Genomic DNA, 15,037 nt, shown 5'->3' on the forward strand with positions numbered 1-15,037 from the left:
AAAGTGCTCTCTTATTATAATAAATTCCTATAAAAATTAAAATATTTTTTGTTTCTTTTTTATTTTAAATTTTGTTTCTTCTTAGTCGAATAAATGTTTAAATATGTGGAAATTACTTTTTGATTTTATAAGTTTTTTAAACCTATATTCAGTATCTCTTTAATAAAATTGTGGAATTTTTTGTGTTTTTTTTTTTTTTTTTTATAAAATTTTTTTTTTTTTTTTTTTTTTTTTTTTTTTTTTTTTCATAAAAGTTTCATCTTAATTTTTGTCATTTCTTTAGTTTATAAAATCGGCTTTATTATAATTTAACAACAAAACGATCCAAGAAAGGAAATTAGTTAAAAGCAACTATAATAATGAAAAGTAAAAAATTAAAATGAAAAACAATCTTTGTTGGTATAACATTAGCAACCGCACCCACAACAATCACTGTCAGTTGCACTAATAACAATAAATTAGAAACTAAAAATGACAAACCAAAAGAGCAAAAAAACAATAAAAATCCTATTGTTTCTCAACCTATACCAAAAACCGAACCTTTACAACTAGAAACAAAACAGCCAAATAAAGAAAATAAAGAAATTAATCAAACTAAAACCAACAACAAAAAAACAGAGATACCTAATAAAGAGACTAACTCAGAAACAAATCCATCACCACAATTATCAACCGAAAAAGAAACTCAACCTGAACAATCACAAAAACTAACTGAAAATCAAATTGACTGAAGTAATGCATTAGTAAAAAAAGCAGGTGTTAGTGATCAGAAAATTTATGACAAAATACAAGAAAGAATTAAGAAAAAAGGTGTTTTTCCAGGATTACAAAGATACCGTAGTAAACCACAATTTATTGGAATTTTAAGTGGTGGCTATAAAGAAGATAACCAATTATTTGTAGCTAGAGATGGCTTAGATACTAAAAAGCTTACACCAGATGGTAATGAAGCAAGCGTTCATTTCACAAATTCCACATGAGACGAACAAACAAAAACCATAACTTTTATTTATATGGTAGCTGGTTTATCTCAAAAATTTGAGCAAAAAATCATACTTAATAATTTAATAAAATCTAACAAAGAAAACGAAAATACAAATCCACAAACCACAACAGGAAACACCGAAAACGGACCGGAGAAACCTAATACAGAGCAAACAATACCAAAAAACGAAAATGAATCAACTGATGCGTCCACACAAAACAACAATATTAACAAAAACACTGAAAGCAAAGAAAATCAAAATAATTCAAAAACTACCAAACAAACAAGTGACGAAAATCAACCAAATTCACAAGAAGCTAATATCACAGAAAAGCAACAACAATCAAGTCAGGTTGAAACAGTACTTAGGTTTAAAGCCAATGTAAACAATGAAATGGTTTTAAAAATGATACATGATGCAATAAAAAAGAAGGGTAGTTTTCCTGGTTTACAAAAATATAAAAAAGGTTTCATTGGTGTTGCAAGTATGGGAACAACTAATGAAAATCAACTATTTATGGTTAAAGAGAACATTAATATAAATCAATTAACTAATGATGGACAAGAAACAAATAATAACAATAAAATTTTTAACGAATCAACTTGAGATGAAGATACTAAAACTTTAACATTTGTTTATATGATTGTTGGAAACACCAAAAAACACATTCAAAAATTTGTTCTATCAGATAACTCCAACATAACCTCTCAAACAAATAACAAAGATACTGAACCTTCCGGTAGTGAAACAACCAACAATCAAACACTACACACTAAAGATGCAGAAATATCTGAATCTCAAACTCAACAACCTACTGCAAAAACAACCAACGAAGCGGATTCAACCCAAGAACAAAATGATCAGTCAGCAGAATCACCACAAAACAATCAAACAGCTTTAGTTTCATCAACTACACAAAAAGAGCAGTCTGATTCGAGCCAACAAACTCAAACAGATATAAACGAAAACGCTTTAATTAAAAAAGAAAACGTTACAGATCAAATGATTTATGAAAAGATTAAAGCAAATCTCACTAAAAATAAAAATTCTACATTCTCAGGGTTACAAAGATATAAAAACGGTTTTATAGGTGTTGTAGGTCAAAACACAGGTAAAGACAATCAACTTTTTATAGCAAAGGACGGTCTCAACATTAATGATATTACAAGCGATGGAAAAGTTGCAAATGACAAAGGAAAGCAAGCAAATAATAAATTCACTGAATCTACCTGAGACGAAAATACTAAAACCTTAACCTTCATTTATAAAGTTTTAGGTTCTGAAAAGAAATATACACAAAAATTTAAGTTATCAATCACCCCTGAAACAAATAGTACAGATGTTTCACAAGATCAAAAATCATCAACTCAACCAAATACAACTCAAAATGATGAAAATACAACCACTTTAAACGATAGCGTTGTATCAACAACCGAAAACACAAATCCTGCCGACTCAAATACAAAAGCAAGCGAAACAACACAAGATAGCATCGAATCAGTAACAACAGCAGAAAATTCACAAGTCCCTAATGACACACAAACAAGTGAATCGGATGCTGAATTAAGAACCGCTCCACTTCAAATAATTAATAACAAAACACATAGTGATATAATTTCAACTATTAACAAAAACATTAAAAAGAAATCTAACAAAAACAAAACTTTCCCGGGCATGCAAAAATTTAATTTTAAAGGTACAAAATTTATTGGGGTTGCTACCGGTGGAACAAGTGCACAAAACAGATTATTTGAAGTAAAGAATCCAGAATGATTTGATAAAATTATCTCAAAAGATCCTAGTAAATCACTCGTTTTTAGTGAATCAACATTTGATAATAAAACCAAAATTCTATCTTTTGTTTATTATTTAAAAGATGAAAATTCACACACTAAATATACACAAGTTATAGATTTAAATTAAAAAACACAACTCAAACAATTGTGTTTTTTAATTTAAACAATTTAATTCAAAATTTGCAATTAAATTTGTTTGTTCTATCATTTCTCCGGTCTCACGAACTGGTGTAAATTCAATTTTTTTATAATGACTTTCTGGTAGAATAAAAACCAAAACATCACTGATATACCCAGATTTAGTGATTAAATCTATGTCTACTTCTAATAATGGATCACCAACAGAAACTTTATCACCTTGAGAAACTAAAATATTTAATCCTTGTCCTTCTAATTTTACAGTATTAATTCCAAAATGAACTAAAACATGTGCTTTATTTTTCGTTTCTATACAAATTGCATGCTTACTAGGAAATACCAAAACCACTTCGCCCGATACTGGCGCCAAAACCTTTTGTAAACCAGAAGGAGTTTGAAATTCAACCCCAAAACCTACACCCAATGCACCTTGTGAAAAAGCCGGATCTTTAATATCAACCAAATTAATAAATTTACCCGAAATAGGACTAAATAACTCATTTTTTATTTCTGGTTCTACATTTTTTTTACCAAATAATTTTGTGAAAAATCCCATAATTTCCTTTATTTAAAGTTTAAGTATTTTTGAATTTTTTCAAATTCTTCTGGTTGATATTTAGCTAAATAAACTGCACCAACTTTTTGAAATAAAATTGCATCTGCTATTTTTTTTGTATCTATTTGATTTAACATTACGGGATTAATTGAAAGTTGCACTCTCTGAACTTCTTCATTAAGTTCTTGTGAGCTAATGAATAAGTTAAATTTTAATGCTACTGCGTTTAATCAATAAAAATCTTCTAACGATTCGCGAACAATTTGTTCTTTATTACCCTCAAAATCTTTTGTAAAATTAAAACCTTTAATATCACTTTCTATTAAATCTTTAGGTAACAAAAGTTTTGGATTGTGTTTTTTTAAATCTAATAAAACATTTACTCCATATTTAAATATTGAATTTACAACTACTTCTTCAGTTAGATTTTGGTGCATAAATTCACGTAGTTGTGCAATAGTTTGAACTTTTTCAATTCCTAAGTCAATGACATTTGCATCGGTAAGTTTTTCGTTTGTATAAAAAAATACTCCTAATATTTTTATTTTTTTGGTATCTTGGTTAATTTCAAAGTCAAATTCAGCATCTAACTCTTTATTTAACAATGCTGCTTCTAAGGTTTTTGCATCTTTTGAATTTGCAATAAGTTCAAACTTTTGTTCGAGATTGGCTTTTACATCAGTTATCAATAAAACTACATGATCGTTCTCTTGAATTTTTCCTTCTTTACGATATTTTCTTAATTGATATTTTTGAATATAGTTTTCTATAAAGTCATTGATTCTTTCTTCGGAATCAGTAAGTTTAAATTCTTGTGGTTGAAAATCAAAATTAATTTTATCTAAAAACCCTTTTGGTAAATAATAAGTTTTCAAATCAAAAGATAAAGACTCTAGATTCATTTCCACGTTTTCAATAATTGGCATAAAATGCAATTCTCCCGAATCACGATTTTGCACGTTTTCTCTAAATAATTTTTCTCGTTCGAGTGTTACAACACCTCTTAGCGCAAAATCTAAAATATCTTTTTGAGTAACTTTTTTTTGTTTTTTTTCTTCATTTAAAAACTTTAAGGCCAAATTTTGATTATTAATTCATTGATTTTTTTGTACAACTATGCTTGTGATTTTAGATCTCATATTAAGCTCCTTTAATATAAATTTTACTATAATCTATTATTTCAAATACGAGAATTTTAATTTATGTATAATTATAAAATGCAACCAAAACTCAATGAAATACAAAGACAGATCCAAGGACTTGTTAATAAATTAAATCAGTGAGATTGAGAATACCACCAACTAGGCAACCCTAGTGTTTCAGATCAAGTTTATGACAATGAATATAAAACATTAGAAAGTCTCGAACAACAGTTTCCACAATTTATTTTACCTAATTCACCTACCCAAAAACTAGGTGAATGAAACTCAAATAAGTTTGCAAAAATCAGTCATAAAAAACCAATGTTATCGCTAAATAAAGCTTATAGCAAAGAAGATGTTTTTAAATTTTTAAATGATATTAAGCAAAAAGTAAATATTTCTGATTTAGCGTTTAATTTAGAACCTAAAATTGACGGTTTATCAATCGCACTAAAATATCAAAATGGAAAATTAATACAAGCCGTTACACGCGGAAATGGTGTACAAGGTGATGATGTTACTGAAAATATTTTTCAAATTAATTTGCTACCTAAAAAAATTCCTTATTCAAAGGATATTGAAATACGTGGTGAAATTTATTTATCTAAAACACGTTTCAAGCAACTTAATGAAAATTTAGAAAAATTAGGTAAAAAAGTTTTTGCTAACCCAAGAAACGCAACAGCCGGAACATTAAAATTATTAGACAAAAACATCGTTAAAGAACGCGGATTATCCATTCTTGCTTATGATATAGTAAATGCAAACGAACATCAATTTAATTACCAAAGCGAAATTACACAAAAATTAAAAAATTGAGGTTTTCCAGTAAGTCCATATATGCATCATAGTAGCGATTTTAATGAAATTTGAAGATATGTACAAGACTTTAAAAATTTAAAAAATGATTTTGAGTTTGAATGCGATGGGTTTGTTATTAAATTAAATAATCTACAATATTGAGATTTATTAGGGCACACATCTAAATTTCCTAAGTATGCTCTTGCTTTTAAATATGAAACCGAAGAAAAAATTGGAACCATCAAAGAAATAACAACAACAGTAGGTAGAACCGGAAAAATTACCTATGTAGCTAATTTTGAAGAAAAATTAGAATTAAACCAAACCCTTGTTTCTAATGCTACTTTGCATAATTATGAATATATTTTAGATATGAATATTAATATTGGTGATAAAGTTTTAGTAATTAAATCAGGCGAAATCATTCCGAAGGTAATTGCATTAGTTAGAAAAAATTCTGAAAATGCATTTGCTAAAATTTCAAATTGTCCGGCATGTGGTTCATTATTAATTGAAAAAGATGGACAAGTTGATCAATTTTGTATTAATGAAAATTGTAGTGAGCAACGTATACGTGCTTTAATTCATTTTTGTTCTAAACAATGTGCAAATATTGAAACCTTGGGTAATGAAATTGTGCGCTTTTTATATCAAAATAACTTTATTATTGATTTTGTTTCAATTTTTGAACTTAAACAACATAAAGAAGCAATTACAAAGTTTAAATCATTTGGAAATACTAAAAAAAATAACGAATTTAAAAAAATTGATAATATTTTAAATTCTATCGAGAAATCTAAGAATATCAAGTTAGCTAACGCTTTATTTGCAATTGGTATTGCAAATATCGGGCAAACTGTTGCGCAACTAATAGCACAAAAAATAACTAAATTAAGTGATCTAATAAACATTAATTTAGATATATTGTTAGAAATTAACACCATTGGTCCAATTATTGTTGAAAGTATAAAACAATTTATATCCAAAGAAAACAATCGTATGCAATTAATTGCCTTAGATGGTATATTTAATTATCAAAGCGAAAGCAAAGGAAGTGATAAATTAGCAAATTTAGTATTTGTAATTACTGGTACCTTATCACAAAATCGCGATTGGTTTAAAAATGAAATTTTAAGAAGTGGTGGTAAAGTTTCAAGTAGTATTTCAAAAAATACCAATTACTTATTAGCTGGCGAAAATGCTGGTTCAAAGTTAGATAACGCTTTAAAGTTGGGTGTTAAAGTTATCAATGAGCAAGAATTTATGGATATATTAAAAGCAGCATAGTTGCTGCTTTTAATATTATTATTTGCTTGAATTTAAGGCTAATTGCACTAAGGTTTTTACCATTGCTCCGGTAGGTTTTCCACCTACTTCTGCGGTTCCAGCTACATCTAAGTGGATGTACTCTACACCTTCTGTAAATTCTTTTAAGAACATTGCAGCAGATGAACTTCCTCCACCCACACCAGATAAATCAGTGTTTTTTAAATCCGCTACAACAGAATTACGAATTTCTTTTGCGAACGCTTCATCTAAAGGCATTCTTCATACCAATTCGTGTTGGCTTTCGGCTGCTTCTTTAAGTTCTTCTCAAGCTTTATCACTAGTTGCCCAAACTCCGGTATAAGTATGTCCTAAGGATACTAAAATTGCTCCAGTTAAGGTTGCTACATCTACTAAACGAGTTGCTTTTAGATTTCTTACAGCATATGTTAGTCCGTCTGCCATTACTAAACGACCTTCAGCATCGGTGTTGTTAACTTCAACAGTTTTACCATTCATACTAGTTCACACAGAATCAGGTAATGAAGCATCACCGTTAACACGGTTATCGGTAATACACATAATAGCGGCAACATTGGTTTTTGGTTTAAGTTGTGCGATAGCTTTTAAAGCGCTCGCTACAAAGACTGAACCAGACATATCAAATTTCATCCCAAGCATTACACGACTTGGTTTTAATGAATATCCACCTGAATCAAAAGTAATTCCTTTTCCTACATAAACTGTTTTTTCTTCTGATTCTGGATTTCCGTTATATTCAATAACAACCACTCTTGGTTCATACACGCTTCCACGGTTTACTGATAATAAAAGTCCCATTTTGTGTGCTTCAATTGCTTTTTTATCTAAAACTGTAACTTTTAAGTTGTCATATTGTTTTAAGTCATCAACAACTGCTTGTGCTAAAAATTCTGAATTACAAATATTAGGTGGTAGTATTTGTAAATTTCTTGCAAAATTTACTGCGTCTGCTAAAACATTTGCGGTATGTAGTTTTTCTGCATATCTAACTTCATCAGCTAGTGATAAAAAGCTTACTGAATGTTTTTCTGGTTTAGGTCCAGTTTTTGCTGAATAAATTTCAGCAGTTGTAAATTTAAAAGCATTTGTAAAGGCATCGACTACACAAGGGATGCAAACTTTACCACGCACAAAACTGTCTAAGTCAATTTGTAAACATCTTACTTGGTTTGCAAATAAATTTTTTGCAAACTTACTTACTACATCATAGTTATATTTTTGCTCATCTGCAAAATAAACTATTGCTTCATTTGTATCAAAATACTCTGTTAAAACTCCATCTTTTTGCACTAATGTTTCAGGAAATTTATCACCTTTAAACACTGCTTTAACTAACATAGATGAGTTTCTTGATTTTTCTACTTTTACCATTTAAACTCCTTTCGCATTTATTATATCAATTTCAAATTATTTTTGTAATTTTATCAACAAATCTAATTAAAAACATCATTGTAGTGATAATACTACAATGATGTAATATAAATTTATAATTTATGCTTGTTTAGGTAACAAATCCTTATTTTTAACTAAAAAGTCATTTGCTTCTTTATAACTTAAAGAGCCTTGAAGTTTAATAACAGAATTTTTAGGAACTACCAGAACTTGGAACAGAACCTCATTTTCATTTACTTTTGGTGTATATTCATTCAATGAAAAATTATAATTAAAAACTCTGTCTGATATTGTAGCAATAGTTATATTATTATCTTTTTGCTCATATTTAACCATTTGATCTGGTGTGTTAAATGATAAATAAGTTTTATTAATAATCATTCTTTGAACTAAAATTTTATTTTCTTTTAAAGTTGTTTCAATATCTCTATTCTCTATGTATTCTTGTTTAAAATACTTCCTAATTTTATCTGTGTCTATTTTTAGTGCATTATCATTTGCAATTTTTTGTAGCGGTGTTAGTATGATTTTGTTAAAATCATCCATATTCTCTATTGACTCAATTTCAGTATTTATAGTTAAATTCTTTATAGATTCATTATTTAATTTACCTAAAAAAGAAAATGGTTTAAATGTAACATTTTGATTTTGCTGAATTTTTTGAATTAACGTAAGTTTTTTATCAATTTCATATTCTTTGATGAAGTTGTCTAATTTATACTTAAATTCATTATATAAATCATTTAGTAATTTAATATTTTCTTTTTGACTTGTTTCAATAATTTTATATGTTTGTGTTTTTGGTATTAATATTACAGTAAAAACGTTTCTATTTGCTATTAACAATTTTGGTTCATCATAACCGAATTGATTATTAACATATTCTGGATTAATCTCAAGAATACTTATTTGATTTTCTTTTTTATTACTTGTATCTATAAGAAAGTAATTTAAAAAGGATGCTGAGTAAGCGTTGCTTGATTCGAACAATAAAATATCATTTTGTGCAAGAATTTCTTCTATTGTTTGTCCTTTTAAAAAGTCAGATTCAAAGGTTTGTTTAATTTTTGCATCTGACATTGATTTTGGTAAATTAAAGTCCTTATATAATGTATTGATTTTATTTATGATAAATTCATTAAAATCACTAATAGATTTAATTCTTTTATTTGAGGTTCCATCTAAGAAATGAAAGTTTCTATATTCATTTACAAATTCTGAAAATTTAGGAAAAAATTGGTCAAAAATAATACTGTTATTTGTTGTTATATTTTGTTTTTCTTGTTTTAATCTAATTAAATCACTAAAATATGCTGTTTTTCTTGGTAGTGAATTTATATAATTTGTTCCTGAATTTAGACACGACGAAACAATAGCAGTAGTACCAGATAAAAATGATCCTAATAAAATAAATTTCATTTTTTTAGTCTTGAATAACATATGTAAAAGCCAACCTATCTGGAACAGAATTTTTAAATAATGCGGAACTCTTTCTTCTTACTACTAATCTATAATTTCCTGAATCAATAGTCCTATATGCGATCAATTCATCATTAGATGAAGTAGATTCTGAACTTGCTATAACTTTTCAGCCAGAATTTCAATTATATTTTTCTAAAAATAAATCATAATTAGAAAATCAAGAATCTTGTCTTTTTCTTGTTTCATTTAGTTTTAATCAGTCCTCGTTCTTGTGAGATAAATTCCAGTTATTTGTATCTTTTTTTAATCTTTCAATTTCTACTACATTAGCAATAGTTCCACCTATTAATCCTAAAAAAAATCACCAATTAACATTTGGATTATAAGTTGGAATTCCTTCTTTGTTTTTTAGTAAACCTGCATTAAACAACCATGATAACGATGCTTTTATTGTTTTACCTTTCTCGACAAAAAAAGTCTTATTTATTGATATCTCATCATTTGTATTTTCATAATCTACTGTTACTAAATTTAAATTTTTAACTGCTTTGAGCATTTTTTCATAATCTGGTATTCCTGCACCATACTTGTTACTGAACCCATTTTTATTTATTTTCTGATTTTTATCTGTCGTCGAGATAGATGAAGCACTTAAAATACTTTTAACAGCAGGAATTCTATAAATATCTGTATCTATATCCGGATTAGTTCTTAATAAAGTTGAAATAATACCTGTTATAGCGGGTGCTGCCAAACTTGTTCCGGTTTGTAATTCATTCTCATACTTAAATTTATATCCACTAGGAGCAACAACAAACGGTTTAGCTATCTGGGGATTACCGGAATCTAATTTATAGTTAGAATAATCTGCTAGTCTATTTTCTTTTATATCAAAATTATAGTTTCTATCAAGTGCGCCAACAACAATTGAGTTATATGATAGTTGATAATCATTTATCCATCCCCTTACTTTTATGTTTTTATCTTTTTCTATCTCTTCATCATTATTTTCATTTCCTGCTGCAAAAACATTTACTACACCATATTTTCTTGAAAGATAATCCAAAACATAACTGTTCTCATCATATAATTTATAAAGTGTATCATCAGATTTACCATAACTATGATTTATTAATTTCAATTTTTTGTCTTTTACCATTTTTTCTAATCACTTTTGTCATTCACCTTGTTTATTAGTATAATCAGAAAATACAATCTTTGATTTAGTGTCAAAACCTTCATCACCTGCTGCTATCGATGAAACCAATATAGGGTGCTTTTTTTCTGTCGAATATTTATCTTGTAAAAATTCTATTCCATTTTCATTAAAATTATTAGTTATACTTTTGCCGAATCCATAATCAAACTCAAAAATACCAAGTCTTGTTTCCCTAGAACTATTGGTTTTTAAATCCCTTTCCCTTTGTTTTGTAAAATTTAATATTTTAAACGCATCATCTTTGTTTAAGATATCATATTTTGTATCATCATAATAATAACCACCACCATAATCATCATTATAGTATCAATCATGGTGATAGTTAACCATTTCAGGAGTATGAATTTGTGTGTTTTTAAATAATATAAATTTATATATTTTTTTGTTTTCTTTTGTTTTATTTACAAACTCCTCTCTTTGTTTTTCTGTATCAAAATACATTCAAACAATCGGTGTTTCATCACTAATGATGTACTGTTTAAACCTTAAACCCACTCTTTTTAGCGATTCGATAAATCCTTCATTTTGCTTCTTGATGTAATTAGAATCAAAAAAATCATCGGTTGAATCAAAATTATGATTTAAAAGTAATTTTAATTCAAAATCATTGTCTATTTTCTTTTCTACATTAGTAGATAATAAACTTTTTTGTAAATTAAAGGTATCCCTAACCTCCAAATTTAGTCCGTTTGTTTTTTCATACCACATTTTTCCATCATTTTTTTGTTGATGACTAAATATAAAAACTGGTGAAATACTAACTGCGAATAGTGATGTACCTAATAATAACTTAACTTTCTTTTTCATTGTTTTCCTTTTTAATATTTATTATGTTGACAAAATTTTAAAAGGATAATCATAAACTTAACATTAATTTTATATATAAAAATAAATTTATTTTATTCTTCCATATTCCATTTTTTACTTTTGTCTATATTATTTTAACATAGATTTTTTTGTGTTATCAAAAGGATAATAAAAACTAAATTTCTATAGAATAATCTTTATTATTGCACTGATGATAATATTTTTCATTTTTGCATAATTTTAATTAAAAAATTTTTTTGAATGTAAAATAGTTTTATGAAAATAAAATTTAACATTGCAAATTCAAAAGAATTAACTGATTTTGAAAAGAAGAAAAGAAATATAATAATTGCTATTTCAGAAAACTATAATGAGACAAACAAAAAACTAGCTATAAAACTCGGAATTTCTATAAGAAGTGTTTTTTTATTATAAAAAAGAAATAAGAAATTCTATCGGAACCGGAGAATCAATAAATATTGCTCTCTCTCTCACAAAAATAAATTTATAGATAAAAAATTAAAAATTAGTGATAAAGAAATTATAGAAATTTTCAAATTATACAAACAAACTACACTGAATTTAGTTGATATTGAATTAACTTCAAACGAACTTACAGTAAAAGAGTTTTACACAAATTTCTTAGACGAAAAACACAGAAGCAAAATTTCATATCAACATTTAATAAAAAGATTTAACCTTTTAGGATTAACAGCATCACATACAACAAAACTAGGTAGAAAAATAGCAAAAAACTCCGTTAAAAAGATTGATAAAAAACACGATCTTATACTATTTAACATTGAAAAGTTGGAAAAATTAGCTAAAAAGAAACGTGTATTATTAGAAAAATCAAAGAATTTATCATTCGGGGAAATAATAGAAATCGATGCACAAGAAGAACCATATTTAAAAAATGAAGAAAAAGTAACCATATATCATGCAATAGATTCTGCAACCGGATATTCACTCGCTATTCATATTGGTAAATAAGAAACAAACGAAGGATATAGAAATTATTAGAAAAAGTATTCTTAAAATTTTGTTTTCCTAAAAAGATTTATGCTGATAAAAGACGTACATTTTGAGGTAGCGAAGATACAGAAACAATGCTTTCAAAAACTTTAAGAGAGAAAGGAATTGAAATAGTTTATTCTAGCAATCCAACTCACAAACCACACGTAGAAAGCTCATTTAGAACTCTTTTAGACAAAATCTTAACATTTAAAGTAAAAAGAAATATAAAAACTTTTAATGAATTAGTAAAAGCAGAAGATAATTTATCAATTTTATTACAACGAAACTTTAAGTAAAAAGGTGAATAAAAAAATGTTTTTGACAAAAACGGAAGAAAAAATTCTAATTGACTAATATTCATAGAAATACCAAGAAAAATTAATAATGGTGTAGTCAGATACAAGAACAAAAATTTAGCTCCATTTGATACAGAAGGAAATCGAAAATATATAGATAGAAAAACTGATATTTCTTTTGTTATGAATTCTGATTTGAGTTTATTTTTTAAAATCGGCAGAACATTATTTACAGCAAAAGAATTAGATGGTAGATGGTTAACAGAAAATGAAAGTTGAGCACTATCGAAAGGTTTAGATATATCTAGACATGAAGTTTAAAGAATGTCTCAACTAATACAAAGTAATAAATCATTTTATGAAACAATGAAAAAATATGCTAATAAATTATTAGAAATTTTTAATAAAAATAATGTTAAAGATGAAGAAATAAAAAACGCAATTAACAACTTATTAGACGAGTTAGATGAATTGCGTATATTTGTTAAAAAAATTATAAATAATTAATTAAACAAATTAATTATAAAACCTTTTTAAAAACCACTCGAAAATATATGAGTTGTTTTATATAAAAACGAATAAATTTTAAAGTGAAATTTTTTTTCATTAAAATTAGAAATTTATGCAAATTTACTAGTTACTTTACACTTATATTTACTAGGACAGGTGGATGGTACCACCCACCTGTCCTAGTAAAATCATAGTATCTATATTTGTTTGTGTTTGCTTAGTTTCAAGTTTATCATTTATCACTGTTTTAATTAAAGGTGGTTGAGTTAATAATAACTTATCATAACTAATAATTCTATCTGTTTCTGAATAAATTTATAATTTATTTATGCTTGTTTAGGTAACAAATCCTTATTTTTAACTAAAAAGTCATTTGCTTCTTTATAACTTAAAGAGCCTTGAAGTTTAATAACAGAATTTTTAGGAACTACCAGAACTTGGAACAGAACCTCATTTTCATTTACTTTTGGTGTATATTCATTCAATGAAAAATTATAATTAAAAACTCTATCCGATATTGTAGCAATAGTTATATTATTATCTTTTTGTTTATATTTAACCATTTGATCTGGTGTATTAAATGATAAATAATTTTTATTAATAATCATTCTTTGAACTAAAATTTTATTTTCTTTTAAAGTTGTTTCAATATCTCTATTCTCTATGTATTCTTGTTCAAAATACTTCCTAATTTTATCTGTGTCTATTGTTAGTGCATTATCATTTGCAATTTTTTGTAGCGGTGTTAGTATGATTTTGTTAAAATCATCCATATTCTCTATTGACTCAATTTCAGTATTTATAGTTAAATTCTTTATAGATTCATTATTTAATTTACCTAAAAAAGAAAATGGTTTAAATGTAACATTTTGATTTTGCTGAATTTTTTGAATTAATGTCAGTGTTTTATCAATTTCATATTCTTTGATGAAGTTGTCTAATTTATACTTAAATTCATTATATAAATCATTTAGTAATTTAATGTTTTCTATTTGTTTTGTTTCAATAATTTTATATGTTGCAGCTTTTGGTATCAATACCGCCGTAAAAACATTTCTGCTTGCTATTAAATTTTGTGGTACTTTATATCCAAATTTATTATTAACATATTCTGGATTAATCTCGAGAATACTTATCTGGTTTTCTTTCTTATCATTTGTATCTATAAGAAAGTAATTTAAAAATGATGCTGAGTAAGCATTGCTTGATTCAAATAATAAAATATCATTTTGTTCAAGAATTTTTTCTAACGTTTGTCCTTTTAAAAAGTCCGATTCAAAGATTTGTTTAATTTTTGCATCTGACATTAATTTTGCTAAATTAAAGTCTTTATATAATGTGTTGATTTTATTTATGATTAGTTCATTAAAATCACTAATAGATTTAATTCTTTTATTTGAGGCTCCATCTAAGAAACTAAAGTTTCTATATTCATTTACAAATTCTGAAAATTTAGGAAAAAATTGGTCAAAAATAATACTGTTATTTGTTGTTATATTCTGTTTTTCTTGTTTTAACCTAATTAAATCACTAAAATACACGGTTTTTCTACCGAGTGAGTTTATATAATTATTTACTGAATTTACGCACGATGAAACAACAGTAGTAGCAACAGATAAAAATAATCCTAATAAAATAAATTTCATT

At 26.5% G+C, this 15,037-nt stretch carries 13 protein-coding genes; 7 read left to right on the forward strand and 6 right to left on the reverse strand.

The window, feature by feature from the left end; translation table 4 throughout:
- Positions 1-359 precede the first annotated feature (359 nt).
- Positions 360-2,909 (forward strand): hypothetical protein, encoded by a 2,550-nt coding sequence (locus tag BCF59_RS01220; protein WP_134110453.1) that lies wholly within the window; start codon positions 360-362, stop codon positions 2,907-2,909.
- A 27-nt stretch (positions 2,910-2,936) separates the two neighbouring features.
- Here BCF59_RS01220 and BCF59_RS01225 read toward each other — a convergent pair whose 3' ends face one another.
- Complete coding sequence (locus tag BCF59_RS01225) at positions 2,937-3,476, reverse strand: PTS sugar transporter subunit IIA (RefSeq protein ID WP_134110455.1); 540 nt, start codon at positions 3,474-3,476, stop codon at positions 2,937-2,939.
- A gap of 8 nt (positions 3,477-3,484) precedes the next feature.
- The gene (locus BCF59_RS01230) at positions 3,485-4,615 is read right to left on the reverse strand and encodes a trigger factor-related chaperone (RefSeq protein WP_134110457.1); all 1,131 of its coding nucleotides are present in this window, start codon (positions 4,613-4,615) and stop codon (positions 3,485-3,487) included.
- A gap of 63 nt (positions 4,616-4,678) precedes the next feature.
- On the opposite strand from BCF59_RS01230, the gene ligA reads away from it, so the two are divergent.
- Positions 4,679-6,706, forward strand: a complete 2,028-nt coding sequence (gene ligA / locus BCF59_RS01235) for an NAD-dependent DNA ligase LigA (protein ID WP_134110459.1) — start codon at positions 4,679-4,681, stop codon at positions 6,704-6,706.
- A gap of 18 nt (positions 6,707-6,724) precedes the next feature.
- Here ligA and BCF59_RS01240 read toward each other — a convergent pair whose 3' ends face one another.
- From BCF59_RS01240 to BCF59_RS01250, 3 genes are all read right to left on the reverse strand, one after another.
- A complete protein-coding gene (locus tag BCF59_RS01240; protein WP_134110461.1) occupies positions 6,725-8,098 on the reverse strand; it encodes a M17 family metallopeptidase in 1,374 nt (457 codons plus the stop codon).
- Positions 8,099-8,218: 120 nt separating this feature from the next.
- On the reverse strand, positions 8,219-9,538 hold the full coding sequence (locus tag BCF59_RS01245; RefSeq protein ID WP_134110463.1) for a hypothetical protein: 1,320 nt from the start codon (positions 9,536-9,538) through the stop codon (positions 8,219-8,221).
- A gap of 4 nt (positions 9,539-9,542) precedes the next feature.
- Positions 9,543-11,567 (reverse strand): S8 family serine peptidase, encoded by a 2,025-nt coding sequence (locus tag BCF59_RS01250; protein WP_134110465.1) that lies wholly within the window; start codon positions 11,565-11,567, stop codon positions 9,543-9,545.
- Between the two features lie 276 nt (positions 11,568-11,843).
- Here BCF59_RS01250 and BCF59_RS03655 point away from each other — a divergent pair, with 276 nt between their 5' ends.
- The 5 genes from BCF59_RS03655 (at position 11,844) to BCF59_RS01265 (ending at position 13,387) form a co-directional block, all read left to right on the forward strand.
- Positions 11,844-12,002, forward strand: a complete 159-nt coding sequence (locus BCF59_RS03655; RefSeq protein WP_166666786.1) for a hypothetical protein — start codon at positions 11,844-11,846, stop codon at positions 12,000-12,002.
- A 375-nt stretch (positions 12,003-12,377) separates the two neighbouring features.
- Entirely contained in the window at positions 12,378-12,560 is a 183-nt protein-coding gene (locus BCF59_RS01255) for a hypothetical protein (RefSeq protein WP_134110467.1), read from the forward strand.
- 116 nt (positions 12,561-12,676) lie between these two features.
- On the forward strand, positions 12,677-12,880 hold the full coding sequence (locus BCF59_RS01260; protein WP_134110469.1) for a hypothetical protein: 204 nt from the start codon (positions 12,677-12,679) through the stop codon (positions 12,878-12,880).
- Between the two features lie 183 nt (positions 12,881-13,063).
- On the forward strand, positions 13,064-13,201 hold the full coding sequence (locus BCF59_RS03660; RefSeq protein ID WP_166666787.1) for a hypothetical protein: 138 nt from the start codon (positions 13,064-13,066) through the stop codon (positions 13,199-13,201).
- Between the two features lie 3 nt (positions 13,202-13,204).
- A complete protein-coding gene (locus BCF59_RS01265) occupies positions 13,205-13,387 on the forward strand; it encodes a hypothetical protein (RefSeq protein ID WP_134110471.1) in 183 nt (60 codons plus the stop codon).
- A 329-nt stretch (positions 13,388-13,716) separates the two neighbouring features.
- Here BCF59_RS01265 and BCF59_RS01270 read toward each other — a convergent pair whose 3' ends face one another.
- A complete protein-coding gene (locus BCF59_RS01270) occupies positions 13,717-15,036 on the reverse strand; it encodes a ligand-binding sensor domain-containing protein (RefSeq protein ID WP_134110473.1) in 1,320 nt (439 codons plus the stop codon).
- Between the last annotated feature and the right edge of the window lies 1 nt (position 15,037).

This window comes from Mycoplasmopsis mustelae, from assembly GCF_004365095.1.
GTDB lineage: Bacteria > Bacillota_I > Bacilli_A > Mycoplasmatales > Metamycoplasmataceae > Mycoplasmopsis > Mycoplasmopsis mustelae.